The following is a 26840-nucleotide window of genomic DNA, read 5'->3' as shown; positions in this document are numbered from 1 at the left end:
GGGGGCAAGACGTGCCCTTCGGGCATGAGTGAGGGGCGGTGGGGAGCGGCGCAAACGGCTTCCCACCGCACCTCGTTCGACTCAGACGCCTGCGGCCATCCGCACGAACGCCGTCCACTGGGCGGACGGCACATTGAGGACCGCCACGTCCGGGCACTTGGAGTCGCGGATCAGTACGGCCGTACCGGCGTCCGCGACCTCAACGCAATCACCGCCGTTTCCCGCGCTGTAGCTGCTCTTGAACCAGCGCAGTTCGCCAGCGGCAGGTGCGGGGCTGCCTGTCTTCATGGCTCTCCCAACAGCTTCTGGATGAAGGCCAGCGACTCCCGGGGAGTCAACGCCTGCGCCGCGAGGATTCTGTACGTCGCCTCCAACGGGCTGACCTTCTTCGGGTCCGCGTACAGGGCACTTGTGTCCTGCACCTCCATGTAAGCCATCCTGCGCTGACCGGCGAGATGGATCAATGTGAAGGGGCCCGCCAGTCCCGCGTGCTCGTCGCGCCGCGTCGGCATGACCTGCAACTCCACGTTGCGCTCGTGCCCGTAAGCAGCAGTTGTTCCAGTTGGCCCCGCAGCACCTCCGGGCCTCCGAGAGGTCGCTGCAGAACATGCTCCTCGATGACGAAGCTCAGCAACGGAGCAGGCCGACGTGCGAAAAGGTTTCGGCGTTCCATCCGCGCCGTCACGCCCTGCTCGATCGTCTCCTCGTCCAACAGCGGACGCCACATGCGGAAGACCGCGCGTGCGTATTCCTCCGTCTGCAAGATGCCCTTGACCACGTGGTCTGAGTAGGCGTGCAACTCGACCGCCTGTCCCTCCAGCTCCGCGTACCGCCGGAAGAACCCCGGATACCGAGCCTTAGCCACCTCCCCCTTCATGGCCACCAACACCCCCCGACCGCCCACCTCCCGATCCACCGCGTCCACCAGCTCCGGCCGGGGAATCCGCCGCCCCTGCTCCACCGCCGCGATCTGCGCCTCGCCGTACCCGACCCGCTCGCCCAACTGCGCCTGCGTCAGCCCCGCGGCCTCCCGCAGCAGCTTCATCTGGCGGCCGAAGCAGCGCAGGAACTCCCCGTTGGAGTCGGCGCCCGTGCCGCCCTCCACGCCCGCGCCCGAGTCCGCTCCCGACTCCATCGCACCCGCCCCCTCAGCGCATCCGTCCACCGGTCACCCGTGCTCGCACCGTAGGACGGACGCACTCCAACCATCCCCGACATCGGACAAGTTCCGGCTTACGGGTGAACCCCCGGCCTACCATTCCGGCAAGGAACCGGCACCGGAATCCCGAAGGGGTGCTCGTGGCGCAACTTGTCCGGCAGCAGCGTGTGAACGCGGATGTGGGGTATCACGCCTTCGCGCTTCAGGAGTCCGACGACGGTGAACTGCCGATGCCGTTTCCGGACGACTACGAGTCCGGCGTGTTCCTGAACGGGTTCCCCGGGCGCCTCGATTTCTACAGCGGTGGCCACACCCATACCGCCACGCTCATCGTGGAGGTGTGGGACGGACCGCCTCCCGAGCAGGACCCCTCGGCCTGGGACGAACAGGGCGAGGCCGAGTTCGAGTCGACCAGCGGAGAGGTGGCAGTCTGGTCGGGGAGCGTGGGGCGTACGGAGACCTTCGCGCTGGGCTCTCCGGGTTCGTGGCACGTGCGGGCGCACTGCGTCGGCCGTGCCGAGGCCGCCGCCCTGTCGGAGGGTGAGGGCACGGGGCACGACGTGGAGAGGTATCTCGTGCAGTTCTGGCCTGCCAAGCCGTGACCGCGGCACGGACGGGGCGGGCCGGATGCCGTCCCGCCCGTCCGCCCGCCGTCGGGGTCAGGAACGGATCTTCACGAGGAACCCGTCGTCCATCCCGTCGATGATGCGGTTCTTCGCGTAGAAGCTGCGCAGGATGTTGCCGCCCGCCAGGTTCTCAGCCGCGGGGATCGGCTTCACAGAAAAGTTGAACTTCTTCGCTTCCGAGTCGTGGTCCGCCTCCGCGGCACCCTCGTAGGTGGTGGCGAAGGGGTACTCGTCGCACTCGAGCTTGCCGCCCTGGGTGTAATTGGCGCCCCAGTAGCGCTTGCACTGCTTGACCGCCGCCTTGCGGTTGTCGTCCTTGCGGGTCTTGTTCACCAGCCGGTGCAACGGATCCTTCGCACTCTGGCCCGGCACCTTCTTGGCCGACATGTACGGCTTGGTGTCCTGCGGGACGGTGAACGCCGTCTTGATGTGCTGGGCCACGCCCCGCTCCTCGGCCCCCGCCTTGGCGCTGTAGGTGAGCGTGGGCACGTAGCTGAAGGTGGCCGCCCCCTTCTTGGCAGGAGTGCCGCCGCCGGTGGAGTTGGCCAGGTACGACGCGGCATCCCAGCGCGGGGCGAGCATGAACAGCTTGCCGCCCAGAGCACCGCTCAGCTTCCAGGGCGCGGGCGGGGTGTAGCTGATGGCCGGTTCGTACACCGCGAAGAGGAGGTCGGCGGATCCGCTGCCCTGTCCGGGCTTGGCGGTCACCGTGTCCTTGAACGTCCGCTGCGCCTTGAGCTGGGTGAACGTCTTCGTCCCCGGCATGCTCCCGCCGCGGGTGTAGCGCGCACCGGACGGCCAGCTCTGCGGGATGTCGGCCTTCGTCGTGATCGGCATGGCGGCCGCGCCGGTGGTGCCCGCGGTGGTGAAGTCGGTGAAGTAGTACTGGAAGGTGATGGTGCGGCTGTTCTTGGCGATGGTGCCGACCGCACGCACGTTGAACATGCTGGTGCCGACCGGCTGGCCGTTGCGTGTCCACGTCTGGAGGAAGGACGCCCCGTTGCACACCGCGAAGCGGGACTTGACGTAGAACTTCTTGTCGCTGCCCAGGCCCTTGACGCATTCGTCGTACGTCATCGTCCGCGCGGGCTCCGGCGCCGTGGCCGTCGGACCCAGGGCGGCGCGCTGCTGTACCCCTGTGGTGGCGTCCGCCGGCGGTGATCCGGACGGGCGTCGGGACAGCGGGGCGGACGAGGCCGCCGGGCCCACCGTCTCCTGCGCCAGCGCCGCCCCCGGCTCCGCCGCCGTGGCCGTTCGGCGAAGACGTTCCCTGCCCTCTGCGCTTTGCAGTTCCTCCAGTGACGGTATTGCCGCACCGGCGGGCAGCACGTAGGACTCCACCCGCAGATCCGCCCTCGTGTCCGCGCCGGCCGTGGAGGGCGCCGCCATCGGCAGGACGGCGGCCGCCGCTGTCACGGCCAGCATCTGTATGCCGGTACGTCTGAACGATTCCCGCTGCATTCGGTCAAGCCCCCGGTTCTCGGACGGTGCCGGGCCTGTTGCCCGCCACCGGGTCGATCACCAGATCTATCGAATAAATGATCGATATTGGGCTTCAGGAGGGTGGATTGACGTGATCGCAGCAGTAGTTGGCTGGACCGCCATGGTTCGGCGGGTCGAACAGCGAGCTTCGATCTCTTCACTCAACGCGTCCACACACGTACGCTCCGTGCGGTACCGTCACAACAAATCGGCCCCCGCGACGGGTGCAACCGTCCGCGAGGGCCTGGACCACCAGTGGAAGTTAGGGCTCCCACCGTGATTTACCGGCACCATATCGCGCCCCCTCGCGCCTTCTCCCAGTTCTCCCACGACCTCATTCGGCACCCCCGGCTGTCCTCCGATGCCGTGCGGCTGCTGACCTGGCAGCTCTCCCTCCCCGACGGGGCGCGAGAGTCGTTGTCGCGCACCGCCGAGCGCGCCCGCATCGGGGCGTGCGCCTTCACGCGGGCCAAGCGGCAGCTCAAGGAGGAGGGCTTCGTGCACGAGCGGCGGCTCCAGGGGCCCGGCGGTCACTGGGTGACCCAACAGCTCGTCTCCAACGTGCCGTTGAGCGCCACCGAGGCCGCGAAGATCCTCGCCCGGTTGCCCGTCCACACACCCTCCGCCGACGCGTCACCGCAGGTCGCTCCGAGTCCCCGCATTCCGACCGTCGGCATTCCGACCCCTCCGCTCACCGACGGTCATCCGAGGAAAGACCCCGGGGAAAACACCTCCCACCGTCCCGCCGAGCCGGAGCGGCAGCCGGACCCGGCCCCGGAGCCCGAGCCCGACCCGGAGACGACCGAGGCCCCCGAAGCCGCCCGCGCCCTCGTCGCCGCCCTCCCTCACCTCTCCCCCGACCTGCGCCGCATCCCCCGGGGCATGCACGACGAACTGGCCCGCCTCGTCTCCCGCTGGCTCGCGGTCGGCCACACCCCCGCCGCTGTCCGCACCCACATCCTGCGCGGCCTCCCCGACGACGGCACCCCCGTCCACCGCCCCGGCGGCCTCCTGCGCTACCTCCTCCGCGACGTGCCGCCCGAGTCCACCCCGACCGGCAACGGCGCCCCGACCGCCGAACGGTCCACCCCCGCACGCTCGTCCAGCCGCCTCGCCGCCCTCCGCGAATGCGAGGGCGACCACGTACAGGCGACCCTCTTCAGGCCGACCGGCGACGAAACCCTCTGTCGCCATTGCCTCGGCTCATCGCCGTCCCGGACCGTCCACCATCGGCTCCTTCGCGGGGCGCCGGGCGAAAGGGACTCATCCGAGCAGGACAACCGGGCCGCCTCACCCTCACCAGCCGTAGGGAGCCGAACCTCAACCGCCTGGTACTGAACAAGCCGCTCGCAACCGCATCTGGTACGGCCCTTCGCCTGCCACGCATACGGAATACCGCTTCACCCGGCATCAACAGCCGGCAGAAGGGGCGTCACGACAAGACGGAACCTGGATCACCAAGGACCTCGGCTACGCCGGACTCGACCGGCTCACCGGCAACCTCCTCATCGCCGCGTACGCCCTGCTCGACGACCGCGCCTGGGTGCTGCGGGGCGGCCCGGATCCATGACCACGCTCAAGACCTCGGGCGTGAAGATCAACATCACGGAGTTCGACCGCAGCAAGGCGTGGTGAGCGGGCGGATGCCGGGCGGCTAGTCGCCGCCTCCGCCTCCGCCGCCGTCGCCCCCGCCGCCTCCGTCGCCCCCTCCGCCTCCGCCTCCGTCGCCGCCGTCGCCGCCGTCGCTGCCCCAGCCGTCGCCACCGCCGGGTTCGTTGTCGTCGCGGCCCCTGCCGAGGTTGCTGAACCAGGGGGCGTCCCAGATGACCTCGCCGGTGTCCCGGCGGGAGCCGACGGCGCGGAACCTGGCCAGGCCCGTGGTGTCGCCCAGGCCGAAGGACACGGCGACCGCGTGGGCCATCACGGCGTCCAGGGGGTCGGGGCTCTCGTGGTGGACGCCGGCCAGCGGCAGCAGCACGGTGCCGGGGGCGGGGGCCGGTCTGCGGGGCGGACGGGTCAGCAGGGCGACCCGGGTGTCGTCGCGCAGGAGCCATGAGCTCACCGCGTTCCCGCGGCGCAGGGTCCACCGCCGGTCGGGCAGGCTGATCTCGACCTTGCTCTTGGACTTGCGGACCTTCCTCCGCAGCTCGAGCCGTGCGGTGACGTCACCCACGGTCAGCACCAGGCCGCGCGCCCGGTCGGCGGAGTCGGCGAGGTAGCCGTGCGGTGCCCTGAGGCGGACGGCCGGAGCGTGCGGGCCCCAGACGTCCACGCGCACCGAGCGCCGGTCCACGGCGACGGTCACCGGTCCGGCGGGGCCGGGTGCATACCGGCGCGCGATCCACAGCGGTACGCCCTCCACCCCGGCGCGCGCGGCCACCTGCTCGGGTCCGCCGCATCTGCGGACCGCCAGTTCGCCCAGCGCGCGGGCGAACTCCGCGGCCTGACGTGTCTTCACGGGTGTGCTGGTTCCGGTCGCACGGGTGACCGGCACGACGCCGCGGTCCTGGGGCAGTGCGGACAGGGGGCGTTCGCTGCCGCCTCCGCCGAGCCAACGGCCCCGCAGGAACGCTTCGGCCATGGCGCCGAGGTTCAGCTCGTCGAGCGGGGTGGTTCTGCCGCCCCTGCGCAGCCCGCCCTCGGTGAGTTCCACGGTCCGCGCCAACGGGTTCCGGGAGCGTTCCCCGTAGAGCACCTGATTCATCCCGACCCCCTGTTGCTGCGACTGCCGTGTGGAGAGACCTCGACGGCCCCGGCGCGGTTCCCTGAGCGACCGTACGTCCTTGCGCACGGCGAGGGCCCGGCTCCCCGTCCGGGCGGACGGGGAGCCGGGCCCTCACTCGGGTTCCGGCGACTGGCGTCGTCAGTGGGCGTGGCCGTGGCCGTGACCACCGGCGGCGGCCGGCTCTTCCTCTTCCTTCTTCTCGACGACCAGGGTCTCGGTCGTCAGGAGGAGGGAGGCGATGGAGGCGGCGTTCTCCAGGGCGGAGCGGGTCACCTTGACCGGGTCGATGACGCCGGCCTTGACCAGGTCGCCGTACTCGCCGGTGGCGGCGTTGTAGCCGCTGCCCTTCTCGAGCTCGGCGACCTTGGAGACGATGACGTAGCCCTCGAGGCCGGCGTTCTCGGCGATCCAGCGCAGCGGCTCGACGGCGGCCTTGCGGACCACGGCGACACCGGTGGCCTCGTCGCCGGTCTTGCCGAGGTTGCCCTCGAGGACCTTGACGGCGTGGACCAGCGCGGAGCCACCACCGGAGACGATGCCCTCCTCGACCGCGGCGCGGGTCGCGGAGATGGCGTCCTCCAGACGGTGCTTCTTCTCCTTCAGCTCCACCTCGGTGGCGGCGCCGACCTTGATCACGCACACGCCGCCGGCCAGCTTCGCGAGTCGCTCCTGGAGCTTCTCGCGGTCCCAGTCGGAGTCGGTGGTCTCGATCTCGGCCTTGATCTGGCCGACGCGACCCTCGACGTCCTCCTTCTTGCCGCCGCCGTCGACGAGCGTGGTGTCGTCCTTGGTGACGGTGACGCGGCGGGCGGAGCCGAGCACGTCCAGGCCGACCTGGTCGAGCTTGAGGCCGACCTCCTCGGAGACGACCGTGGCGCCGGTGAGGACGGCCATGTCCTGCAGCATCGCCTTGCGGCGGTCACCGAAGCCCGGGGCCTTGACCGCGACCGCGTTGAAGGTGCCGCGGATCTTGTTCACGACCAGGGTCGACAGGGCCTCGCCCTCGACGTCCTCGGCGATGATCAGCAGCGGCTTGGAGGAGTTGGCCTGGATGACCTTCTCCAGCAGCGGCAGCAGGTCCGCGATCGCGGAGATCTTGCCCTGGGTGATGAGGATGTACGGGTCGTCGAGGACGGCCTCCATGCGCTCCTGGTCCGTCACGAAGTACGGAGACAGGTAGCCCTTGTCGAAGGCCATGCCCTCGGTGAAGTCCAGCTCCAGACCGAAGGTGTTGGACTCCTCGACGGTGATGACACCGTCCTTGCCGACCTTGTCCATCGCCTCGGCGATGAGCTCGCCGACCTGCTGGTCCTGGGCGGACAGCGCGGCGACGGCGGCGATGTCGGACTTCTCGTCGATCGGGCGGGCCGAGGCGAGCAGGTCCTCGGAGACCGCGGCGACGGCGGCGTCGATGCCCTTCTTCAGGGCGGCCGGGGAGGCACCGGCGGCGACGTTCCTCAGGCCCTCGCGGACCAGCGCCTGGGCCAGGACGGTGGCGGTGGTGGTGCCGTCACCGGCGATGTCGTTGGTCTTGGTCGCCACCTCCTTCACCAGCTGGGCGCCGAGGTTCTCGTACGGGTCCTCGATCTCCACCTCGCGGGCGATCGTGACACCGTCGTTGGTGATGGTGGGGGCGCCGAACTTCTTGTCGATGACGACGTTGCGGCCCTTCGGGCCGATCGTCACCTTCACCGTGTCGGCAAGCTTGTTGACGCCGCGCTCGAGGGCGCGACGGGCGTCCTCGTCGAACTTCAGGATCTTCGCCATGGCAGCGGGAGCCCTCTCGGAATTCTGGGGTGAAATCACTGCGCCCCCGGTCACCCGGCTCCTTGTCGGATGCTGGGGCCAGGGGCGCAGTGTTCGAGCAAAAGTGCTTGCTTCGAGGCCGGGTCGTCCGGGGTGTCCCCCCGGGTTCCCCTTACTTCTCGATGATCGCGAGGACGTCGCGAGCCGAGAGGACGAGGTACTCCTCGCCGTTGTACTTGACCTCGGTGCCGCCGTACTTGCTGTACAGAACGACGTCGCCGACCTTCACGTCGAGCTCGACGCGCTTGCCGTCCTCGATGCGGCCCGGACCGATGGCCAGGACGACGCCCTCCTGGGGCTTCTCCTTGGCGGTGTCCGGAATGACCAGGCCCGAAGCCGTGGTCTGCTCGGCGTCGAGCGGCTGGACCACGATGCGGTCCTCGAGCGGCTTGATGGCAACCTTGGAGCTGGCGGTCGTCACGATCCGACCTCCCCCTTCGGAGATCTCACGGGGTTAACTGTCTGAGGTGGCGACCAGGTGGATCCGTCGTCGCGGGTGCCGGACCTGCCCGTCGCGTGTGTTGGCACTCTCCAGGGGGGAGTGCCAGACCTGAGACTATGACCGCGATTAGCACTCGGTCAAGCTGAGTGCCAATTGCCGTGCGGCGCGTCGGCGGGGTGGGTGGGTTTTCAGCACGGTTCCGTGCAGCTCGCGGTGTTGCGGTGACCGTCTCCGGGGGCTGCCGCCCCCGGGCCCCCGCTTCGGCCCTGAACGGGCCTCGTCCTCAAACGCCGGACGGGCTGTGAGGTGAGCGGTGCTCGCCAGGAGTCCTCGACGGGCTGTGAGGCGAGCCGTACCCGCCAGGAGCCCTCGACGGGGTGGAAGGCGAGCCGTGCCCATCAGGAACTGACGCGCTCGAAGGTGAGCGCCGGTGTCCGTCGGGAGCCGGTGGCGGGCCGGAAAATGAGCGGCCGTGCCCGCCGGGAGCCGCCGACGGGCCGATGCGCCCGACGTAGTCCTCCAGGCGCCCTACCCTCAGCCCTCGCTCCTCCAGCTCCCCCAGCAGCCGTGCCGTCCGTTCCGCCAGCGACAGGGACGGCGCCTCGCCCGACGGTACGGAGACGATGTCGCCGGGGTTCAGCCGGCGGGGGCCGCGGGTGTAGGTGAGATGGCCGTCGGGCTCCAGGGTGGCCCGCCACAGGATCACCGCCGCGATGCCGCAGTCGGCGGCGGCGCGCAGGGTGGTGGTGTCGTACGTGCCGTAGGGCGGGCGGAAGAGGCGGGGGCGGATGCCGAAGCGGGACGTGAGTTTGCGCTGCTGGCCGCAGATCTCGGCGCGCTGACCGGCGTACGGCAGACCGCGCAGGGCCGGATGGTCGAGGGTGTGGTTCTGCAGGCTCGCGCCGACCGCGCGCAGGCGGGCGAAGTGGGCGTATCCGGGGCCCACGACGCTGTCCGTGAGGAACATGCTGACGGGGAGCCGGCGCTCGCGCACCAGGTCGATGAACCGGGGGTCGCGTTCGGCGCCGTCGTCGTAGGTGAGGAAGACGACCCTGTCGCCGGTCGGGACGTGGTCGGCGACGGGCGGCAGGGGCGCGGAGGCACTGCCGGGCGCTGTCGCCCCGGCACGTGCGGACAGCCGCCCCGTCCCGTCCGGCGGGGCGCACCCGGTGATCACGGCCAGCAGGAGGGTGCTCGTCAGGAGGGTCCTCAGGGCCCTCCCGCGGCTCACAGGTAGTCCTCCAGCCGCGCCACCGCGTAGCCCTCGGCCGTGACCTTGTCCAGGAAGCGGCGGACCATGTCCGGCATCGTGCCCTTCCAGTCCCCGCGGCCGCGGAAGTGGGTGAGGACGATGTCCCCGGGGTGCAGCGAGCGGTCCCACTCGCGGTACTCCCAGCGGTCGACGAAGACCTCCTCGTTCCAGAGGGGGACGTGGGTGATCCCGCAGGACTTCGCGGCGCGCAGGGTGTCCCCGTCGTAGTTGCCGTAGGGCGGGCGGAAGAGGGCGGGGCGCGTGCCGTAGCGCTTCTCGATGACCTTCTGCATGCCGCAGATCTCGCGCCTCTGGCCGGCCCCGGACAGGCCCGGCAGATAGGGGTGGTGGAGGGTGTGGTTGTGCAGGCCGACGCCTTGGTCCCGCATCCTCGCGAAGTAGCCGTAGTCCTCCTTGACCAGGTAGTCGCTGAGGAAGGCGCTGTAGGGGATCCGCAGGTCGCTCATCATCCGCAGGAAGGCCGGGTCCTTCTCCTCGCCGTCGTCGATGGTGAGGAAGACGACCTTCTCCTTGGTCGGGACGGTGGTGAAGACCGGCGGGAGACCCAGCCGGCGGTGGCCGTCGACCTCGAAGCCGTCGCGGGTGGTGATCCTCGGCTTCTTCCCGGGGGGTGACGGGGCGGTCAGGGGCACGCGCTTGAGGCCCCAGCGTTTCGCGGCGGCGACCCGCGCGGCGTGCGCGGCGCGCAGTTTGTCGGCGTAGGAGTCGAGCGCGCGGGCCGGGGGCGCCTGGAGGGGCTGCTGGCCGCCTGCCGGTTCGACCTTCGTGCCGCCCTGTCCGCAGCCCGAGGCGATGGTGGCGAGAGCGAGTACGGCGAGGCCGGTCCGGACACCACACCGCGGCTGCTTTTTATCGTTTTGTCCTACTTCTCGCATGGGGCCGCATCCTCGCAGCCGGAGGGTCCTGACCCGCCCCGACACCGCGGCCGGAGGCGTACCGTCCACCGACTGGCCCACAATGACCCGGTGAACGACCTCGCCCCGCTCCTGACCCCCGAAGGCCGCGCCCTCCTCGACGAGGTGCGCGACACCGACCCGGCGCACGAACTCGCCGTCGCGACCCGGCTGCGCCGCGAGCACCCCGCCGCACTGGTGTCGGCGGCGCTCGGCCAGGCGCGGCTGCGGCAGCGGGCGGTGGCGAAGTTCGGCGCCGAGGACGCGCGACGCATGTTTTTCACGCCTAACGGGGTGGAGCAGTCGACCCGCGCGAGCGTGGCGACGTACCGGGCCGAGTGCCTCCGGGCGGCCGGGGTGCGGTCCGTCGCCGACCTGTGCTGCGGGATCGGCGGCGACGCGATCGCGTTCGCCCGCGCCGGGATCCGGGTGCTGGCCGTCGACCGGGATCCGCTGACCTGCGAGGCGGCCCGCGCCAACGCCGACGCGCTCGGTCTCGCCGACCTGATCGAGGTGCGCGAGGCCGACGTGACGGAGGTGGACACGGCCGGACACGACGCCGTGTTCGTCGACCCCGCCCGGCGTTCCTCCGGACGCGGCCGGATCTTCGACCCGGAGGCCTACTCCCCTCCCCTGTCCTGGGCCGTGTCCGCCGCACTCGGGGCACCGCTCGGCCTGCTGAAGATCGCTCCCGGCATCCCGCACGAGGCGATCCCCGCCGAGGCGACGGCCGAGTGGGTCTCGGACGGCGGGGACGTGAAGGAGGCCGTGCTGTGGTTCGGCCCGGACGTGACGCCGGGGGCCCGGCGGGCGACGCTGCTGCCCGCCCTGGCCGGCATCCACGTGACCCCCGGCACCATGCTCCCGGACCCCGCGGTCCGGCCGGTCGGGAGGTACCTGTACGAGCCGGACGGCGCCGTCATCCGCGCCCACCTGGTCGCCGAGGTGGCCGAGGAGGTCGACGGCGGGCTGATCGACCCGACCATCGCCTACGTCACCTCCGACGAGGCGCACCGCACGCCGTACGCCACCGCCTACGAGATCACCGACACGCTCCCCTTCAACGTCAAGAAGCTGAAGGCGCTGCTGCGGGAGCGCGGGGTCGGCACCCTGACCGTCAAGAAGCGCGGATCGGCGGTCGAGCCGGAGGAACTGCGCCGCAGGGTCCTGCCCAAGCCGCACGGCGCCGGGTCCGTCACGGTGTTCCTGACCCGTGCCGACGGCGCGCCGACGATGCTGCTGGGGCACCCGGTGCGCTGATCAGGCGCCGCCGCGGGCCGCGCGGCGCAGCAGCAGCTCCTTCTCGCGTGCGTTGCGGGTCAGCGACGCCGCCCGCTCGAACTCCGCCCTGGCCTCCTCGCGGCGGCCGAGGCGGGCCAGCAGGTCGCCGCGGACGCTGGGCAGCAGGTGGTAGTTCCGCAGCGCCGGCACGTCGGTCAGGGCGTCGACGAGGGGCAGCGCCGCCGCGGGGCCCTCGGCCATGGAGACGGCGACCGCGCGGTTGAGTTCGACGACCGGGGAGGGGGCCCGGGCGGCGAGGAGGGAGTACAGGGTGGCGATGCGGGGCCAGTCGGTCTCCTCGTAGCGGTACGCGTGGGCGTGGCAGGCGGCGATGGCCGCCTGGAGCGCGTACGGGCCCGGGGCGCCGGCGGCGGTGGCCTCGGCGCGGGTGAGGGCGGTGACACCGCGGGCGATGAGCAGGCGGTTCCAGCGGGCGCGGTTCTGGTCCCTCAGCAGCACCGGCTCGCCGTCCGGACCGGTGCGGGCGGCGGCGCGGGAGGCCTGGAACTCCAACAGCGCGGTGAGCCCGTGCACCTCGGGCTCCCTGGGCATCAGCCCGGACAGGACGCGGGCCAGCCGCAGCGCGTCCTCGCACAGGGCCGGGCGCAGCCAGTCGTCGCCGGCCGTGGCGGAGTACCCCTCGTTGAAGATCAGGTAGATGACGTCGAGGACCGAACCGAGGCGGGCCCCGCGGTCCGGGCCGTAGGGCACCTCGAAGGCGACGTTCCTGGTCGCCAGGGTGCGTTTGGCGCGCACGATCCGCTGCGCGACCGTCGCCTCGGGCACGAGGAAGGCGCGGGCGATCTCGGCCGTGGTGAGGCCGCCGAGCAGACGCAGGGTGAGGGCGGTCCGGGCCTCGGCGGACAGCACCGGGTGGCAGGTGGTGAAGACGAGGCGGAGGAGGTCGTCGTCGATGTCGTCGGGGCCGGCGGGCTCCTCCGGCGGGGCCGCCACCGCAGACTGGTCCCGGCCGATCTCGGCCAGCTTGCGGGCGTAGGTCTCGCGGCGGCGGACGAGGTCGACGGCGCGGTTGCGGGCGGTGGTCATGAGCCAGGCGCCCGGGTTGTCCGGCACCCCGCGCTCCGGCCACTGCTCCAGCGCGGCGACGAGGGCGTCCTGCGCGAGTTCCTCGGCGATGCCGACGTCCCGCACGATGCGGGTGACGCCTGCGATGACCCGCGGGAACTCCATGCGGAAGACGGTCTCGACGGTCCGGGCCGTGTCACGGGGTCCGGCGGTGGGCTGTGGTGTCACAGCCCACCATCAGACACCCGTACGGCGGCGGAACCAAGGAAGGATCTCCGGTGGGCGGGGGCCGGTCAGCCCTGCACGACCTCCCGCACCTCACAGGTCACCGTCCAGTACGGCTCGTGCACCTTCAGGAACCGCTTGGTCCACTCGACGGCCTCGGCCAGGTCCTTGGCCTGCATCATGGCGTAGCCGCCGATGACCTCCTTGGACTCGGTGAACGGCCCGTCGGTCACGGACAGTTCGCCGCCCTCGTAGTGCACGCGGGTGCCCTGGGCGGTCGGCGTCAGCCCGCCGGTGTCCAGCAGGACCCCGGCCTTGGTCATCTCCTCGATCAGCTCGCCCATCCGCTGCATCAGCTCCGGGCTGGGGCCGCCTTCGGGGGCGTTGTTCTCATCGATCCGGATCATGGAGAGATAGCGCGGCATGGTGGCTCCTCGGGTCGTGCGGACCGGGTCGTTCCCGGTCTCTCACCCCTGCGTCGAACGGGAGACACGGGAATCGACACCGGTGCCGGAATCCTTTCCGAGTCTCTCCTCCCTCGCGGTCCGGCGCCCACCGCTCACCTCAGCGAGGCCCACAGCTCCTCCGCGTCCGGCTCGTCGGCCACCAGGCGGTTGGGGTCCCAGGGCGCGGGCAGCACCGGCATGGTCACGGTCGTGACGCCGGCGGACGTCAGGCCCCGCACGCTCCGGCCGAAACGGGTCAGCTCACCGAGCGAGTCCAGTCCGGTGTCGGTGGTGAGGCTCCCGGTGAGGGCGTCGGCGACCTCGTACAGCCTGGCGGGGCTCGTCAGCAGGTCCTGCCGCGCGATCTGCTCCAGGAGTGCCTTCACCAGGTGCTGCTGGAGCTCGATCCGGCCGAGGTCGCTGCCGTCGCCGACGTCGTAGCGGGTGCGGGCCAGGGCGAGGGCGTCCGTGCCGTCGAGGCGGTGGGTCCCGGCCTCCAGCGTGAGGTGGCTCCGGTCGTCGTCGATGTCCGCCTCCGTGGTGACGGTGACGCCGCCGAGCGCGTCGACCAGGCGGGCGAAGCCGGAGAAGTCGATCTCGATGTAGTGGTCCATGCGGACGTCGGTGAACGACTCGACGGTCTTCACCGCGCACACCGGCCCGCCCACCTCGTAGGCGCTGTTGAACATCGCGCCGGACACCGGCCGCGTCGAACCCCCGTCGGGCAGCGGGCAGGAGGGCCGGTCGACGAGCGTGTCGCGCGGGATGCTGACCACCGTCGCGGCGGTCCGTCCGGCGTCGAGGTGGACGACCATGGCGGTGTCGGAGCGGGCGCCGCCGCTCTCCCCGCCGCCGAGCGCCTGGTTCTCCTCGCCGCTGCGCGAGTCCGAGCCGAGCACCAGGATGTTCAGGGAGCCGGCCGGCAGGGGCGGGGCGGTGGCGGACGGGTCCTCGGTGGTCACCGGTCCGGCGGGACGGTCGTCGCCCAGGGCGCTGTTGATGTCGACGCCGCGGATGTTGTCGTTGAGCTGCCAGTACGCCCAGCCGGCCGCTCCGGCGCCCAGCACGAGCAGGCCCGCGAGCGAGAACCCGGTGATCTTCAGGACCCGCGTCCGCCGGCCGGTGCGTATGCCCGCGCCCCCGGCGTCGTCCCCGTCGTTCCCGGTACCGCCGTCCCCTGCCCCGCCGCTGTCCTGATGTCCCGTCACGAGCAGGAACATAAGTCCGAATTATGACGAGCAACGACTCCCGGACAGTTTTCTTGTGAAATTCTAAGACTTCCCCAGGTCTTCCCAGGGCCTTCCCCAGGGCCTTCCTCAGGCCCGAAACTTTCGGACCCCTCAGGCCCCGGCCGGCGCGGCCGTGCTGCTCCGCACCACCAGACTCGTCGCCAGCTCCACGCGGGTCGCCGCCGGCGCGTCCGCGCCCTTGCCGAGGTCGAGGACCAGCCTGGCCGCCGCCTCCGCCATCTCCGTCAGCGGCTGCCGTACGGTCGTCAGCGGCGGACCCACCCAGCGGGCCACCGGCAGGTCGTCGAACCCGACCACGCTCAGGTCCTCCGGGATCCGCAGGCCCAGCTCGCGCGCGGCCTCGTACAGCCCGAGCGCCTGGAGGTCGTTGCCGGCGAAGACGGCGGTGGGCCGGTCCTCGCGGCGCAGCAGGGCGAGGCCCTGCCGGTAGCCGGCGTCGTGGTGGAAGTCGCCGGTCACGATCAGTGCCGGGTCCACCGGGAGTCCGGCGGTCTCCAGGGCGGCCCGGTAGCCGTCGACGCGGGCGCGGCTGCACATCATCCGCGAGGGACCGCTGATCGCGCCGATCCGGGTGTGGCCCAGCTCGACCAGGTGCCGGGTGGCGGCGAGCCCGCCCTGCCAGTTGGTCGCGCCGATGGAGGGCACGTCGGTGCCCGGGTCGCCGGCCGGGTCCATCACCACGAACGGGATGGAACGGCTGGTCAGCAGGGCCCGCCCGGACTCGTCGAGGCCGGACAGCACGAGGATCACGCCGTGCGGGCGGCGGGCGGCGACCTGGTCGGCCCAGGTCCGTCCCGGCGTGAGCCGCCCCGCGCTCTCGGAGAGCACGACGCTCAGCCCCGCGTCCCTGGCCACGTTCTCCACGCCCCGGATGACCTCCATCGCCCAGGCGCTCTCCAGTTCGTGGAACACCAGGTCGATCAGGGGCGAGCGGGTGGCCTCGGCACGGCGGCGCCGGTAGCCGTGGACGCGCAGCAGCTCCTCGACCCGGCTGCGGGTGCCGGGAGCGACATCGGCGCGACCGTTGAGGACCTTCGAAACAGTCGGCGCGGAGACGCCGGCCTCGCGGGCGATCTCGGCGAGCGTCGCGGTCTGCGCGCTGCGCCCTTGCGTCCGGGTTTCAGCGGGCTGCGGGGAAGTCATGGCGGCGATCGTATCCCCGCCGGAGCGCCTGACGAAGACCTCGGAGCCACACGGCATCCCGGAAGATTCGGTTGAACCCCCGAAAGATTCGCCGTCGACAGGGTGAGGTCAGACGCTCCCGAGCGACTCGAACCGCCACCGGTGTACCGGACGGGTGATCAGCTCCCCGTCCGGTTCCGGGAGTTCGGGCAGGTCCGCGTCGTACGGGGCGTCCCACCAGGTGATGACCAGGACGCGGTCCTGCGGGGCGCGGAAGGTCTCGCGGCGCAGGGGGCGGCCGGGGAGTTCGCGGACGGCTTCCCCGGCCCACGCCAGCAGGTCCGCGCCCCCGCCGGGGACCGCCCTGGCCTCCCACATCAGCGCGACCGTCATGAGTACAGGTTCCCCCCGGCGGTCTCGTGAGCGTGGGAGTGCGCGGTGCCGGGGACGTGGGGGTCGGTGACCGGGAGGGAGGAGTCGGCCGACAGGTCCCAGTCGGAGGCCGGGCGGCCCCGGGCGACCATCTCCGCGCCCAGCGCGGCGACCATCGCGCCGTTGTCCGTGCACAGCTTGGGGCGGGGCACGCGCAACCGGATGCCGGCCGCCTCGCAGCGCTCCTGGGCCAGGGCCCGCAGCCGGGAGTTGGCGGCCACCCCACCGCCGATCATCAGATGGTCGACGCCCTCGTCCTTGCAGGCCCGTACGGCCTTGCGGGTGAGGACGTCCACGACCGCCTCCTGGAAGGACGCCGACACGTCGCGCACCGGGACCTCCTCGCCCGCCGCCCGCCTGGCCTCGATCCAGCGGGCCACGGCCGTCTTCAGCCCGGAGAAGGAGAAGTCGTACGCCGGGTCGCGGGGGCCGGTCAGTCCGCGCGGGAACGCGATCGCGTCCGGGTCGCCCTCGCGGGCGTAGCGGTCGATGACCGGTCCGCCGGGGAAGCCCAGGTTCAGCACGCGCGCGATCTTGTCGAAGGCCTCGCCGGCCGCGTCGTCGATGGTCGCGCCGAGGGGGCGGACGTCGGAGGTGATGTCCGTGGACAGCAGGAGGGAGGAGTGCCCGCCGGAGACCAGGAGGGCCATCGTCGGCTCGGGCAGGGCGCCGTGCTCCAGCTGGTCGACGCAGATGTGGGAGGCGAGGTGGTTGACCCCGTAGAGCGGCTTGCCGAGGGCGTAGGCGTACGCCTTGGCCGCCGTGACGCCGACCAGCAGGGCGCCGGCGAGTCCTGGGCCGGCGGTGACGGCGATGCCGTCGAGGTCGCGGGCGCTCACGCCCGCCTCCTTCAGCGCGCGTTCGATGGTGGGGACCATCGCCTCCAGGTGGGCGCGGCTCGCCACCTCCGGGACGACGCCGCCGAAGCGGGCGTGCTCGTCGACGCTGGAGGCGACGGCGTCCGCCAGCAGGGTGGTCCCGCGCACGATGCCGACACCGGTCTCGTCGCAGGAGGTCTCGATCCCCAGTACCAGGGGTTCGTCAGCCATGGATCTCGGTTCCTTGTACGCCGTTCCCGGAAGTCCCCGGGTTCACAGAGGTGGACGGGTCGGTCAGCCGCATCACCAGGGCGTCCACGTTCCCCGGCTGGTAGTAGCCGCGCCTGACACCGATGACCTCGAAGCCGAAGCGCTCGTAGAGCTTCTGGGCGCGGACGTTGTCCACCCGGCACTCCAGCATCACGTCGGTGCACTCGAAGGCGGTCGCCGCCCGCAGCAGCTCGGTCAGCAGCCGCGAGCCCAGGCCCGTTCCCCAGTGGTCCCGGGTGACGGCGATGGTCTGGATGTCGGCGCTCGCGGTGGGCCCCTCGTCGGACTCCGCGCCGGAGGTGGTCAGGCCCGCGTAGCCGACGATCCGGTCGCCCTCCTCGGCGACGACGTAGCGCCGGGTGGCCCCGGGCCCGCGCGCGTGGGCCAGCTCGGACCAGAACATCCCGCGCGACCAGGCGTCCTCGGGAAACAGGTCCCGCTCCAGCTCCAGTACGGAGTCGATGTCCCACCAGCGCATCTCGCGCAGCACGGCCGTCTCGGTTCCCGTCACTTGGGGGTGACCACCTTGTAGTTCTTGGGGACCTGGGCATCGGGCCGGCGCAGGTACAGCGGCCGCGGCGCGGGCAGTTCCCGGCCCGCCGCGAGCCGCTCCGCGGCCAGCCGGGCCAGGGCGGCGGCGGTCACGTGCTCGGGCTCGTGGGCCTTGGGGAAGGTGTCCGGGTAGAGCAGGGCGCCGGCGCCGACCGCGGGCAGGCCCGCGACCTGGCCGGCGATGTCGGCGGGCCGGTCCACGGCGGGCTCGGTGAGGCGGGTGCGGGAGTCGGCGTAGCGGGCCCAGTAGACCTCCTTGCGGCGGGCGTCGGTCGCCACGACGAAGGGGCCCTCCAGGTCGGCCGCGTAGGCCAGGCCGTCCAGCGTGCACAGACCGTGCACGGGCACGCCGAGCGCGAGCCCGAAGGTGTCCGCGGTCATCAGGCCGACCCGCAGCCCGGTGTACGGGCCGGGGCCGACGCCGACGACGATGCCGGTGACGGCGTCCAGCCGCAGGCCTGCCTCGGCGAGGACCCGGTCGATCGCCGGGAGCAGCAGCTCGCCGTGCCGGCGGGCGTCCACCTGGCTCGACGAGGCGATGACGTCGTGGCCGTCGTGCAGCGCGACGGTGACGGCGGGGGTGGCGGTATCCAGAGCGAGCAAGAGCACGCAAACAGCCTACGGCTCCCGCGCCCCGGCCACGGCCGCACGGGCCGGACGGTCACGGACTGCTACGGTCACGTCGACGTACGCACATGACGGGGTATAGCGGTACAGATCAGGACAGAGGTGACGGTGGTGGCAGGCACCAGCTCGGTGATCGTGGCGGGGCTGACCGCGGCCGCCCTCGCGACGGTCGGCTTCCTCGGCCACCGGGCGGCGGTGACCGTCCCGGCCGACCTTCGCCACCCGGCCGCCGGGCCCGCGGGGGCCGTGCGTGGGACGCCCCCGCACAAGGACCGCGGCACGGCCCTGCCCGCCCGGTCGGGACTCGGCACACGGGTCGTGTACTCCCTGGACGCCGACCGGGTGTGGCTGGTGGAGGAGAGCGGCGAGGTGCGGCGCACCTTCGGGGTCAGCCCCAGCACGGTGGACCCGGCTCCCGGCACCTACCGGGTCACCTCCCGGTCCGGGGCGGTCACCGGATCGGACGGCGTTCCGGTCGAGCACGTCGTGCGCTTCGCCACCGTCGACGGCACCTCGATCGGGTTCAGCGCGGCGGTGGACGGCTCGGCGCCGGCGCTCGACCCGCGGGAGCGGACGGGCGGCATCCGCGAGACGCGCGCGGACGGCGCGGCGATGTGGACGTTCGCGACGATCGGGCGGACGGTCGTCGTCGTGCCGTGAGGCGCTACGCCGCCTCGCGGTGGCCCCGCACCCGCCCGGCGTGCCGGGGCTGCTCGGGGGCGCGGGGCGGGGTGGAGACCGCCGCGGCCGCGGCGCAGGCGGCCAGCAGATCACGCATGGGCACCTCGGGGAGCTGCCGCGGCTGCGCCGTGGACTCACCAGAGCTCTGGGTGGCCGGCATGGGCGCCTCCTGTGGGCCGGGGGCGGACGTAGTTAGGTAGACCTAACTACGAACTGGATACCATGTGACCACGCCGGAGACCCCGAACGCAACAGTTTGCCGACGTCCTGTCGGAAAGCACGGCGCGACGGTGCCCCCTCCGGAAACGGAACGGCGCGTCAGGCGGTCAGCGCGCTGAGGCCGGTGCCCGCCCAGCGCTCCCCGAGACCGGTCACGGTCACCCGCCGCACCTCGTCGCTGGTGTCGCCGACCGCCCGGTGGATGACGATCCGGAGGCGGTCGTCGGTCAGCTCCTCGACCTTCCCCTCGCCCCACTCCACGGCGATCACCGACTCCGGCAGCGAGACGTCGAGGTCCAGGTCCTCCATCTCCTCCAGGCCGCCGGAGAGGCGGTACGCGTCGACGTGGACCAGCGGCGGGCCGTCCCCCAGCGACGGGTGCACGCGGGCGATCACGAACGTCGGTGAGGTGACCGCGCCCCGTACCCCGAGCCCTTCGCCGAGCCCCCGGGTCAGGGTCGTCTTGCCGGCGCCCAGCTCGCCCGAGAGCAGGAGGAGGTCGCCCGCCCGCACCAGCTTGGCGAGCCTGCGCCCCAGTTCGCGCATCTGCTCGGCGGAGGTGACGGTCAGCTCGACGGAGTTCGCCGCCGGTGGCGGTTCAGCCGGGTTCTGCGGTGCTGCTGCTTCCATAGCCACCAACGGTAGCCGCCGCGGGCACCGCTCCGGCGCGGGCGAGCAGGTCGGCGAGGCGGTCGGTGACCACCTCCGGGTGCTCCAGCATCACCAGGTGCCCGGCGTCCGGGACCAGCACCAGTTCCGCGCCGGGGAGCAGATCGGCGATCGCCTCGCTGTGCTCGCTGGGCGTCACCAGGTCCTCCACCCCGGCCAGCACCAGCACGGGCAGACCGGCGAGGTGGGCGATCGCCTCGGTCTTGTCGTGGTCGTTGAACGCCGGGTAGTACTCGGCGACCACGTCGATGGGCGTGCCCTCGATCATGCGCTCGGCGAACCGGGCGACGGCCGGGTCCACGTCCCGGGTCGCGAACGAGTACCGCTTGATGATCGAGGCGAACAGGTCGGCGGTGGCCCGGCGCCCCTTCTCCACGAGCTCGGCCCGTTGCCCGAGCGCCTTCAGCACCCCCGGCAGGACCCGCCGCACCGCGTTGACACCGGCCACCGGCAGCCCGAAGTTGACCTCCCCGAGCCGCCCCGACGACGTGCCGACCAGGGCGACACCCACGCACCGCTCCCGGATCAGCTCCGGGTACTGGTCGGCGAAGGCCATCACCGTCATGCCGCCCATGGAGTGACCGACCAGCACGACCGGCCCCTCGGGCGCCGCCGCGTCGATGACGGCCTTCAGATCGCGCCCCAGCTGCTCGATGGTGACCGGCTCGCCGCGCTCCGTCTGCGCCGCGCCCCGCGCCGAGCGGCCGTGGCTGCGCTGGTCCCAGTAGACGGTGCGCACGACGCCCCTGAGCGCGGCCCGCTGGAAGTGCCAGGAGTCCTGGTTGAGGCAGTAGCCGTGGCTGAAGACGACGGTCACCTGAGCCGGGGACCTGCGGCCGAACAGCCGGCGCCGCCGCGCGGGCGTCGCCTCCGGGTCGGGGTCGGGGTCGTCGACCTCGTAGTACAGCTCGGTGCCGTCGTCGGCGTACGCCTTGCCGGGTGTGCCGCGCAGCCCGCCGTACGGTCCCGCGGAGTCGAGGACGAGCCTGGCCTTCCTGCGCATGCCCCGGCCGACCGTCATCCGCTCTATGGCGACGCCCGCGGCGGCTCCGGTGGCGAGCACGCCTATCGCGAGGCCCGCGACGCCCGTGGCCCGGCGCCAGCCCCCGCGGGTCACGTCGGCTGCGGAGGCGGCGGCCTCCGCGATGGTCTCGCTCACGTACCGCTCCCCCTGTCCGGGCCGCCGTCCGGATCCGGCCCCTCGTTCACATGGACGCGCGGAACGCGCGTTCCGATCCGGGTGACGATCTCGTACGCGATGGTCCCGGCCGCCTGCGCCCAGTCCTCGGCCGTCGGCTCGCCGCGGTCACCGGGGCCGAAGAGGACGGCCTCGGCGCCCGGGCCCGGGTCGTCGCCGCCCAGGTCGAGGACGAACTGGTCCATCGCCACCCGCCCCGCGACCGTGCGCCACTTGCCCTCGACCAGGACGGGCCCGGTCGAGGAGGCGTGGCGCGGGATGCCGTCCGCGTAGCCGAGCGGGACCAGGCCGAGGGTGGTCGGGCCCGGCGTGACGTAGTGGTGGCCGTAGCCGACGCCGTGGCCCCCGGGAACGCGCTTCACCAGCGCGAGCGAGGCGGACAGGGTCATCACCGGGCGCAGTCCGAAGTCGGCGGGGGTGCCGATCTCGGGGCTGGGTGAGACGCCGTACATCGCGATGCCGGGACGGACGAGGTCGAAGTGGCTCTCGGGGAGGGTGAGGGTGGCGGGAGAGTTGGCGATGTGGCGCACCTCGGGGTCGACGCCCTGCCCCTCCGCGTACGCCACCATCTCCCGGAAGCGGGTCAGCTGGGCGGTGACGGAGGGATGCCCCGGCTCGTCGGCACAGGCGAAGTGGGACCACAGGCCCGTGATCCGCAGCAGCCCCTCGGCCTCGGCGCGCAGCGCGCCCGCGACCAGCTCCGCCCAGTCGCCGGGCTGGCAGCCGCCGCGCCCGAGCCCGGTGTCGGCCTTGAGCTGCACCCGCGCGGGCCGCCCGGCGAGACGGGCGGCCCTGGTCACCTCGTCCAGCGCCCACGTGCCGCTCAGGGACACGTCGAGACCGGCCTCGACCGCCTCCCGCCAGGGTCCGCCGGGCGTCCACAGCCAGCACATGATCCGTACGTGGTCCGGCACCCCGGCACCGGGCGCGCGCAGCGCGAGGGCCTCCTGCGGGGTGGCGGTGCCCAGCCAGGTCGCCCCGGCCTCGACGGCCGCCCGGGCGCAGGCGGCCGCGCCGTGCCCGTACCCGTCGGCCTTGACGACGGCCATGAGGGCGGCGCCGGGCGCGCGCTCCCGCAGGGCCCGCACATTGGCCCGCACGGCAGCGAGGTCGATCTCCGCGCGGGCCCGCAGCTCCGCGCCCCCCGGGGCAACTGTCTCTCTCATCCGCCCCAGTGTCTCAGAGCCCTCCGCCGCCCCCTCCGATCAGCCCGTCCGGCGCTCGAGGACGAGGCCCGTCAGGGCCGAAGGGGGTCCGGGGCGCGGCCCCCGGGACGGGAAGGGAAGGGGCGGCCGGGGCGAAAGACCCTCAGGCTCCGCCCCGCACCCCCCGCCCCCTCACCCCCGCACCACGCTCCGCCACGCCCCCGCGATCCGCTCCGCCACATCCCGCGCCCCCACCGGCGCCCCGTCCGCCGCGAACCGCCCCGCCAGCCCGTGCAGGTACGCCGCCGCGCTCGCCGCGTCCACCGCCGGAAGCCCCGCCGCCAGCAGCGAGCCCCCGAGCCCCGACAGAACGTCACCGCTGCCCGCCGTGGCCAGCCACGACGTCCCCGTCGGGTTCACCCGTACGGGCCCGCCGCCCGCACCCGCGACCAGAGTCGTGGACCCCTTCAACAGCACGGTCGCCCCGTACAGCCCGGCGAGTTCCCGCACCGCGGACAGCCGGCCGCCCTCGACCTGCTCCCGTTCGACGCCGAGCAGCGCGGCGGCCTCCCCCGCGTGCGGGGTCATCAGTGTCGGCGCCCGGCGGTCCCGTACCGCGGACGCCTCCGCCAGCCGCAGCCCGTCCGCGTCGATCAGCACGGGCACGTCCGCCGCCAGCACCTCCGCGACCGTCGCCACGTCGTCACCGGCCCCGGGTCCGACCACCCACGCCTGCACCCGGCCCGCGTGCTTCGGCCCGCGGTCCGACACCAGCGTCTCCGGGAAGCGGGCGATCACCGCCTCCCCGGCGGGACCGACGTACCGCACCGCCCCCGCACCGCCCCGCAGCGCCCCCGCCACCGCGAGCACCGCGGCGCCCGGATAGCGGGCGGACCCGGCGGCGATGCCGACGACACCCCGCCGGTACTTGTCGCTCTCGGCGCGCGGCACCGGCAGCAGGCGCGCCACGTCCGCGTGCTGCAGTGCCTCCAGCTCCGGCTCCTCGGGCAGCGACAGCCCGATGTCGACCAGCCGCACGGTCCCCGCGTACTCCCGCGCCGGATCGATCAGCAGCCCCGGTTTGTGCGTGCCGAAGGTCACCGTGAGGTCGGCGCGGACCGCCCTCCCCCGCACCTCCCCGGTGTCGGCGTCGACCCCGCTCGGCAGGTCGACGGCGACCACGGCCGCCCGCGCCCGCTCGGCGGCCTCGGCGAGCGGGACCGCCTCCGGGCGCAGCCCGCCCGTGCCGCCGATCCCGACGATGCCGTCGACGACGAGGTCCGACCGTTCGATCAGCTCCCGGGCCCCGTCCGTCCCCACCGCCCGTCCGCCCGCCCGGCGCAGCGCCCCGAGCCCGCCCGCGTGGGCGCGTTCCGGTGCCAGCAGCACCGCGCTCACGCCCGCGCCGCGCCGGGCCAGGCGGGCACCGGCGTACAGGGCGTCGCCGCCGTTGTCCCCGCTGCCGACGAGCAGGACGACCCTGCTGCCGTACACCCGCCCCAGCACGTCCGCGCAGGCCGCGGCGAGTCCGGCGGCGGCGCGTTGCATCAGCGCCCCCTCCGGCAGCCGTGCCATCAGTTCCCGCTCCGCCGTCCTGACCGTCTCCACGCTGTACGCAGTCCGCATGCGTCCGAGTCTCCCGTACGGGCGGGGCCGGTTCCCGTAACCGAGCGGCCGCCCGCTTGACGCATTGCCATGCCCTTGCCAAACTCTCCGCCCCCCACCGTATGAATCGATTCAGTCGAATCGGTTCGACGACAGATGACAACAGGAGCAGAGGACCCATGGGACGCAGAGCCGCACTCCTCGCAGCAGCGGGCGCCACCGCACTCCTCACCGCCGCGGGCACCATCACGGCCCCCGCCGTCGCCGCCCCCGCCACGGCCACCACGACCGCGCCCCCGGCCCCCGCCCGAGCCGCCGCCTGCGGCGACGGCTCGTACCAGGCCGAGGCGGTACTGAACGGCAGCACCTGGACCGCCCGGCGCGGCAGCAGCACCGTGTACACCGGCACCGACATGCGCGCGGCCGTCCAGGCCGCGATCGGCAGCCTGTCCTCCGGCCGCACGAGCAAGGAGCGGGTCGTGGTCCGCGGCTCGGGCTCGGTCTCCGCCGGTTCCCGCATCTCCCTGCCGAGCTACACGGTGCTCGACGTGTGCGGCACCATCAACGTCACCGGCAGCGGTTCCGGCGACCAGGCCCCGGTCTACTCCCGCGGCACCCGGGACGTCGAGGTGCAGCACCTCAACGTCATCGGCTCCCCGCTGTACGGCGTCTTCCTGCGCAACGTGCAGAACGTGGTCCTCGGCCAGATCGACATGCGCCTGAGTCGCGGCCTCGGCGTCCGCATCGACAACCGCGGCGACACCAGCCAGTGGACGCGCAACGTGCGCATCGACAACGTGTACGTCTCCGGCGCGTCCAGCCACGCCGTGGAGACCTACGGCGTCGACGGCCTGACCATCGGCACGGTGACCGCCCGCAACGTCGGCGAGTCCGGCCTGCTGCTGAACCAGACGGTCAACGCCACCGTCTCCCGGGTGGACGCGGAGAACGCGGGCACCGGCACCGGGTACGCCGCCTTCCGCATGGCCAACCGCAACGGCCGGATCGGCAGCTCCTACCCCACCAACATCCGCGTGGGCGAGGTCGTCGCGCGCGGCGGCGGGCGGGGTGTGTTCTGCGTCTCCGAGAGCGGCGGCGCGACGATCGACAGGGTCACGCTCTCCGGCACCGGCAACAACGCGATCCTCATCGAGAACTGCTACAACGTGAACCTCGCCGCCCAGAGCGGCACGGTCACGGGCGGCGGCGAGATCCGCCTCGCGGCGCGCTCGGAATTCCCGAACAACCGGGACATCACCGTCCAGAACCTCACGGTGACGAACTCCTCGATCCGCGAGAGCCCCTGCGGCGAGAACACCACGTTCCGCAACAACCGTCTGGTGAACAGCAGCCAGTCGATCTGCTAGCGGACACGCGTGCGGGGTGCGGCCCCCGGCCGCACCCCGCACCACCTCACCCGCCGTGAAACCCGTCGTCAGTTCGTGCTGAGCATGCCCGCCCGCAGCCGCTTCAGCGTGCGGGAGAGCAGGCGCGACACGTGCATCTGGGAGCAGCCGAGGCGCTCACCGATCTCCGCCTGCGTCAGCTCCTCCACGAACCGCCAGTGCACGATCTTGCGCTCGCGCTCGTCGAGGTCGGCGATCATCGGGGCGAGCGCGTGGAAGTCCTCGACCAGTCCCAGCGCGGCGTCCTCGGTGCCGATGAAGTCCGCGAGCACGCTCTCGCCGTCCGGCTCGCTGCCGATGGCGGCGTCGAGCGACGCGGAGTTGTAGCCGTTGGACGCGATCCGGGCCTCGTTGACCTCTTCCTCGGTCAGGCTCATCAGCTGCGCGAGCTCGGCGGTCGTGGGCGTGCGGCCCAGCCGGCTGCGCAGTTCCTCCGTGGCGCGGGCGAGCTGCACCCGGGCCTCCTGGAGGCGGCGCGGCACATGCACGGACCAGGAGGTGTCCCGGAAGAACCGCTTGATCTCGCCGACGATGTAGGGAATCGCGAAGGAGGTGAACTCCACCTCACGGGAGAGCTCGAACCGGTCGATCGCCTTGATCAGCCCGATCATGCCGACCTGGACGATGTCCTCCATCTCCTCCGGACCGCGGCTGCGGAACCGGCCCGCCGCGTAGCGGACGAGGGACATGTTCATCTCGATCAGCGTGTTGCGCGCGTACTGGTACTCGTGGGTGCCCTCCTCCAGCTCCGTCAGCCGGCGGAAGAACTGCTTGGACAGCTCCCGGGCGTCCTGCGGCGCGACCTGGCCGGGATCGGCGACCTCCGGCAGCTCGGTCACGCTACGAGCTCGGTCCGTCCGTGCCATCGTCGACGTCACTGTTAGCCCTCCCTTTCGATCGGCCCCGCTCCGGGCACCGGCTACTCGCGTCTACCCCCGTTCAGGCGAAGCACGCACGGCAATCACCGACGACGTCGGCGCGTCACGCGTACGAGGGCGAAGACGACGGTGAGCACGGCGCCGACGACGAGGAACACATCACCCCAAACGGGCAGGTCGGCCCCGGCCCCGGCGAAGGCGAGCACCGGGCTCACCCCTCCGCGACGACGACCGCCGACGCCACCCCGGCGTCGTGACTGAGCGACACGTGCCAGGACCGCACACCGAGTTCGGCCGCCCGGGCGGCGACCGTCCCCTTGACCCGCAGCCGCGGCTGCCCGCTGTCCTCGCACCACACCTCGGCGTCGGTCCAGTACAGCCCCGCGGGCGCCCCGAGCGCCTTGGCCAACGCCTCCTTGGCGGCGAACCGCGCGGCGAGGGAGGCGACGCCGCGCCGCTCCCCGCTGGGCAGCAGCAGTTCGCTGTCCACGAAGAGCCGCCGGGCCAGCCCGGGCGTCCGCTCCAGGGACGCCGCGAACCGGTCGATCTCGGCCACGTCGATCCCCACTCCGATGATGCTCATA

At 72.6% G+C, this 26840-nt stretch carries 27 protein-coding genes and 2 pseudogenes; 5 read left to right on the top strand and 24 right to left on the bottom strand.

What is annotated here, in order from left to right:
- Positions 1 to 81: 81 nt before the first annotated feature.
- Both F1615_RS26925 and F1615_RS26920 read right to left on the bottom strand, forming a co-directional pair.
- Positions 82 to 288 carry a DUF397 domain-containing protein gene (locus tag F1615_RS26925; RefSeq protein WP_149551634.1) on the bottom strand — a complete coding sequence of 69 codons (207 nt, stop codon included), beginning with the start codon at positions 286 to 288 and terminating at the stop codon, positions 82 to 84.
- A pseudogene (locus F1615_RS26920) lies at positions 285 to 1135 on the bottom strand (helix-turn-helix domain-containing protein). Before F1615_RS26920 ends, F1615_RS26925 begins: the two are co-directional and overlap by 4 nt.
- 164 nt (positions 1136 to 1299) lie before the next feature.
- On the opposite strand from F1615_RS26920, the gene F1615_RS26915 reads away from it, so the two are divergent.
- Positions 1300 to 1761 carry a hypothetical protein gene (locus F1615_RS26915; protein WP_149551633.1) on the top strand — a complete coding sequence of 154 codons (462 nt, stop codon included), beginning with the start codon at positions 1300 to 1302 and terminating at the stop codon, positions 1759 to 1761.
- Between the two features lie 57 nt (positions 1762 to 1818).
- Here F1615_RS26915 and F1615_RS36515 read toward each other — a convergent pair whose 3' ends face one another.
- A complete protein-coding gene (locus tag F1615_RS36515; protein ID WP_244328869.1) occupies positions 1819 to 3210 on the bottom strand; it encodes a NucA/NucB deoxyribonuclease domain-containing protein in 1392 nt (463 codons plus the stop codon).
- A 333-nt stretch (positions 3211 to 3543) separates the two neighbouring features.
- Here F1615_RS36515 and F1615_RS26905 point away from each other — a divergent pair, with 333 nt between their 5' ends.
- Entirely contained in the window at positions 3544 to 4605 is a 1062-nt protein-coding gene (locus F1615_RS26905) for a hypothetical protein (RefSeq protein ID WP_244328868.1), read from the top strand.
- Between the two features lie 316 nt (positions 4606 to 4921).
- On the opposite strand, the gene F1615_RS26900 is transcribed toward F1615_RS26905, so the two are convergent.
- The 5 genes and pseudogenes from F1615_RS26900 to F1615_RS26880 form a co-directional block, all read right to left on the bottom strand.
- A complete protein-coding gene (locus tag F1615_RS26900; protein WP_149551632.1) occupies positions 4922 to 5971 on the bottom strand; it encodes a hypothetical protein in 1050 nt (349 codons plus the stop codon).
- Between the two features lie 159 nt (positions 5972 to 6130).
- Positions 6131 to 7759 (bottom strand): chaperonin GroEL, encoded by a 1629-nt coding sequence (gene groL, locus F1615_RS26895; protein ID WP_149551631.1) that lies wholly within the window; start codon positions 7757 to 7759, stop codon positions 6131 to 6133.
- Positions 7760 to 7910: 151 nt separating this feature from the next.
- Positions 7911 to 8219 carry a co-chaperone GroES gene (gene groES / locus F1615_RS26890; RefSeq protein WP_037939482.1) on the bottom strand — a complete coding sequence of 103 codons (309 nt, stop codon included), beginning with the start codon at positions 8217 to 8219 and terminating at the stop codon, positions 7911 to 7913.
- Positions 8220 to 8748: 529 nt separating this feature from the next.
- Positions 8749 to 9471 (bottom strand): annotated as a pseudogene (locus F1615_RS26885) (polysaccharide deacetylase family protein); the annotation flags it as partial.
- Entirely contained in the window at positions 9468 to 10388 is a 921-nt protein-coding gene (locus F1615_RS26880) for a polysaccharide deacetylase family protein (protein ID WP_149551630.1), read from the bottom strand. The pseudogene F1615_RS26885 and the gene F1615_RS26880, both read right to left, overlap by 4 nt.
- A 90-nt stretch (positions 10389 to 10478) precedes the next feature.
- Between F1615_RS26880 and F1615_RS26875 the strand changes: the two genes are divergently transcribed.
- Positions 10479 to 11666: a THUMP-like domain-containing protein gene (locus tag F1615_RS26875; protein WP_149551629.1), complete on the top strand. Its 1188-nt coding sequence runs from the start codon at positions 10479 to 10481 to the stop codon at positions 11664 to 11666.
- On the opposite strand, the gene F1615_RS26870 is transcribed toward F1615_RS26875, so the two are convergent.
- From F1615_RS26870 to tsaB, 8 genes are all read right to left on the bottom strand, one after another.
- On the bottom strand, positions 11667 to 12941 hold the full coding sequence (locus F1615_RS26870; RefSeq protein WP_149551628.1) for an RNA polymerase sigma factor: 1275 nt from the start codon (positions 12939 to 12941) through the stop codon (positions 11667 to 11669).
- Positions 12942 to 13006: 65 nt separating this feature from the next.
- Positions 13007 to 13363 (bottom strand): YciI family protein, encoded by a 357-nt coding sequence (locus tag F1615_RS26865; RefSeq protein ID WP_149551627.1) that lies wholly within the window; start codon positions 13361 to 13363, stop codon positions 13007 to 13009.
- A 134-nt stretch (positions 13364 to 13497) separates the two neighbouring features.
- Positions 13498 to 14604, bottom strand: coding sequence for an LCP family protein (locus tag F1615_RS26860; RefSeq protein ID WP_149551626.1), 1107 nt, complete (start codon positions 14602 to 14604; stop codon positions 13498 to 13500).
- 120 nt (positions 14605 to 14724) lie between these two features.
- Positions 14725 to 15777 carry a LacI family DNA-binding transcriptional regulator gene (locus F1615_RS26855; RefSeq protein WP_149551625.1) on the bottom strand — a complete coding sequence of 351 codons (1053 nt, stop codon included), beginning with the start codon at positions 15775 to 15777 and terminating at the stop codon, positions 14725 to 14727.
- A 108-nt stretch (positions 15778 to 15885) separates the two neighbouring features.
- Positions 15886 to 16149, bottom strand: a complete 264-nt coding sequence (locus F1615_RS26850; protein WP_149551624.1) for a hypothetical protein — start codon at positions 16147 to 16149, stop codon at positions 15886 to 15888.
- Entirely contained in the window at positions 16146 to 17237 is a 1092-nt protein-coding gene (gene tsaD, locus F1615_RS26845; RefSeq protein ID WP_149551623.1) for a tRNA (adenosine(37)-N6)-threonylcarbamoyltransferase complex transferase subunit TsaD, read from the bottom strand. The genes F1615_RS26850 and tsaD overlap by 4 nt, the downstream gene beginning before the upstream one ends.
- Positions 17230 to 17787 (bottom strand): ribosomal protein S18-alanine N-acetyltransferase, encoded by a 558-nt coding sequence (gene rimI / locus F1615_RS26840; protein WP_208818419.1) that lies wholly within the window; start codon positions 17785 to 17787, stop codon positions 17230 to 17232. Before rimI ends, tsaD begins: the two co-directional genes overlap by 8 nt.
- Positions 17784 to 18437: a tRNA (adenosine(37)-N6)-threonylcarbamoyltransferase complex dimerization subunit type 1 TsaB gene (gene tsaB, locus F1615_RS26835; RefSeq protein WP_149551622.1), complete on the bottom strand. Its 654-nt coding sequence runs from the start codon at positions 18435 to 18437 to the stop codon at positions 17784 to 17786. Before tsaB ends, rimI begins: the two co-directional genes overlap by 4 nt.
- A 129-nt stretch (positions 18438 to 18566) precedes the next feature.
- Between tsaB and F1615_RS26830 the strand changes: the two genes are divergently transcribed.
- Positions 18567 to 19115, top strand: coding sequence for a hypothetical protein (locus F1615_RS26830; RefSeq protein ID WP_149551621.1), 549 nt, complete (start codon positions 18567 to 18569; stop codon positions 19113 to 19115).
- 4 nt (positions 19116 to 19119) lie between these two features.
- On the opposite strand, the gene F1615_RS35740 is transcribed toward F1615_RS26830, so the two are convergent.
- The 5 genes from F1615_RS35740 to F1615_RS26810 all read right to left on the bottom strand — a co-directional run bounded on the left by F1615_RS35740 (position 19120) and on the right by F1615_RS26810 (position 23993).
- Positions 19120 to 19296 carry a hypothetical protein gene (locus F1615_RS35740; RefSeq protein ID WP_167533867.1) on the bottom strand — a complete coding sequence of 59 codons (177 nt, stop codon included), beginning with the start codon at positions 19294 to 19296 and terminating at the stop codon, positions 19120 to 19122.
- Between the two features lie 158 nt (positions 19297 to 19454).
- Complete coding sequence (gene tsaE, locus F1615_RS26825; RefSeq protein ID WP_149551620.1) at positions 19455 to 19985, bottom strand: tRNA (adenosine(37)-N6)-threonylcarbamoyltransferase complex ATPase subunit type 1 TsaE; 531 nt, start codon at positions 19983 to 19985, stop codon at positions 19455 to 19457.
- Positions 19954 to 21183, bottom strand: coding sequence for an alpha/beta fold hydrolase (locus F1615_RS26820; protein WP_149551619.1), 1230 nt, complete (start codon positions 21181 to 21183; stop codon positions 19954 to 19956). The genes tsaE and F1615_RS26820 overlap by 32 nt, the downstream gene beginning before the upstream one ends.
- Positions 21180 to 22388, bottom strand: a complete 1209-nt coding sequence (gene alr / locus F1615_RS26815; RefSeq protein ID WP_149551618.1) for an alanine racemase — start codon at positions 22386 to 22388, stop codon at positions 21180 to 21182. The genes F1615_RS26820 and alr overlap by 4 nt, the downstream gene beginning before the upstream one ends.
- 171 nt (positions 22389 to 22559) lie before the next feature.
- Positions 22560 to 23993, bottom strand: coding sequence for an NAD(P)H-hydrate dehydratase (locus F1615_RS26810; protein ID WP_149551617.1), 1434 nt, complete (start codon positions 23991 to 23993; stop codon positions 22560 to 22562).
- A 158-nt stretch (positions 23994 to 24151) separates the two neighbouring features.
- On the opposite strand from F1615_RS26810, the gene F1615_RS26805 reads away from it, so the two are divergent.
- Positions 24152 to 25339 (top strand): hypothetical protein, encoded by a 1188-nt coding sequence (locus F1615_RS26805; RefSeq protein WP_149551616.1) that lies wholly within the window; start codon positions 24152 to 24154, stop codon positions 25337 to 25339.
- A gap of 68 nt (positions 25340 to 25407) precedes the next feature.
- Here the strand turns inward: F1615_RS26805 and F1615_RS26800 are convergent, their stop codons facing one another.
- From F1615_RS26800 to F1615_RS26795, 3 genes are all read right to left on the bottom strand, one after another.
- Positions 25408 to 26244: an RNA polymerase sigma factor SigF gene (locus F1615_RS26800; protein ID WP_167533866.1), complete on the bottom strand. Its 837-nt coding sequence runs from the start codon at positions 26242 to 26244 to the stop codon at positions 25408 to 25410.
- Positions 26245 to 26339: 95 nt separating this feature from the next.
- Positions 26340 to 26471: a hypothetical protein gene (locus F1615_RS36895; protein ID WP_280118909.1), complete on the bottom strand. Its 132-nt coding sequence runs from the start codon at positions 26469 to 26471 to the stop codon at positions 26340 to 26342.
- Complete coding sequence (locus F1615_RS26795; RefSeq protein ID WP_149551614.1) at positions 26468 to 26839, bottom strand: holo-ACP synthase; 372 nt, start codon at positions 26837 to 26839, stop codon at positions 26468 to 26470. Before F1615_RS26795 ends, F1615_RS36895 begins: the two co-directional genes overlap by 4 nt.
- Position 26840: the final 1 nt, after the last annotated feature.

Source organism: Streptomyces marokkonensis, from assembly GCF_008312835.1.
Classification (GTDB): domain Bacteria; phylum Actinomycetota; class Actinomycetes; order Streptomycetales; family Streptomycetaceae; genus Streptomyces; species Streptomyces marokkonensis_A.
This window is presented reverse-complemented; position numbering and strand designations above follow the sequence as displayed.

Bases quoted from the DNA above. Each gene is read 5' to 3' on its own strand.
- F1615_RS26925 (WP_149551634.1), bottom strand. From the start codon at position 288: ATGAAGACAGGCAGCCCCGCACCTGCCGCTGGCGAACTGCGCTGGTTC.
- F1615_RS36515 (WP_244328869.1), bottom strand. From the start codon at position 3,210: ATGCTGGCCGTGACAGCGGCGGCCGCCGTCCTGCCGATGGCGGCGCCC.
- F1615_RS26900 (WP_149551632.1), bottom strand. From the start codon at position 5,971: ATGAATCAGGTGCTCTACGGGGAACGCTCCCGGAACCCGTTGGCGCGG.
- groL (WP_149551631.1), bottom strand. From the start codon at position 7,759: ATGGCGAAGATCCTGAAGTTCGACGAGGACGCCCGTCGCGCCCTCGAG.
- F1615_RS26880 (WP_149551630.1), bottom strand. From the start codon at position 10,388: ATGCGAGAAGTAGGACAAAACGATAAAAAGCAGCCGCGGTGTGGTGTC.
- F1615_RS26865 (WP_149551627.1), bottom strand. From the start codon at position 13,363: ATGCCGCGCTATCTCTCCATGATCCGGATCGATGAGAACAACGCCCCC.
- F1615_RS26860 (WP_149551626.1), bottom strand. From the start codon at position 14,604: ATGTTCCTGCTCGTGACGGGACATCAGGACAGCGGCGGGGCAGGGGAC.
- F1615_RS26855 (WP_149551625.1), bottom strand. From the start codon at position 15,777: ATGACTTCCCCGCAGCCCGCTGAAACCCGGACGCAAGGGCGCAGCGCG.
- F1615_RS26850 (WP_149551624.1), bottom strand. From the start codon at position 16,149: ATGACGGTCGCGCTGATGTGGGAGGCCAGGGCGGTCCCCGGCGGGGGC.
- tsaD (WP_149551623.1), bottom strand. From the start codon at position 17,237: ATGGCTGACGAACCCCTGGTACTGGGGATCGAGACCTCCTGCGACGAG.
- F1615_RS35740 (WP_167533867.1), bottom strand. From the start codon at position 19,296: ATGCCGGCCACCCAGAGCTCTGGTGAGTCCACGGCGCAGCCGCGGCAG.
- tsaE (WP_149551620.1), bottom strand. From the start codon at position 19,985: ATGGAAGCAGCAGCACCGCAGAACCCGGCTGAACCGCCACCGGCGGCG.
- alr (WP_149551618.1), bottom strand. From the start codon at position 22,388: ATGAGAGAGACAGTTGCCCCGGGGGGCGCGGAGCTGCGGGCCCGCGCG.
- F1615_RS26810 (WP_149551617.1), bottom strand. From the start codon at position 23,993: ATGCGGACTGCGTACAGCGTGGAGACGGTCAGGACGGCGGAGCGGGAA.
- F1615_RS26805 (WP_149551616.1), top strand. From the start codon at position 24,152: ATGGGACGCAGAGCCGCACTCCTCGCAGCAGCGGGCGCCACCGCACTC.
- F1615_RS26800 (WP_167533866.1), bottom strand. From the start codon at position 26,244: ATGGCACGGACGGACCGAGCTCGTAGCGTGACCGAGCTGCCGGAGGTC.
- F1615_RS26795 (WP_149551614.1), bottom strand. From the start codon at position 26,839: ATGAGCATCATCGGAGTGGGGATCGACGTGGCCGAGATCGACCGGTTC.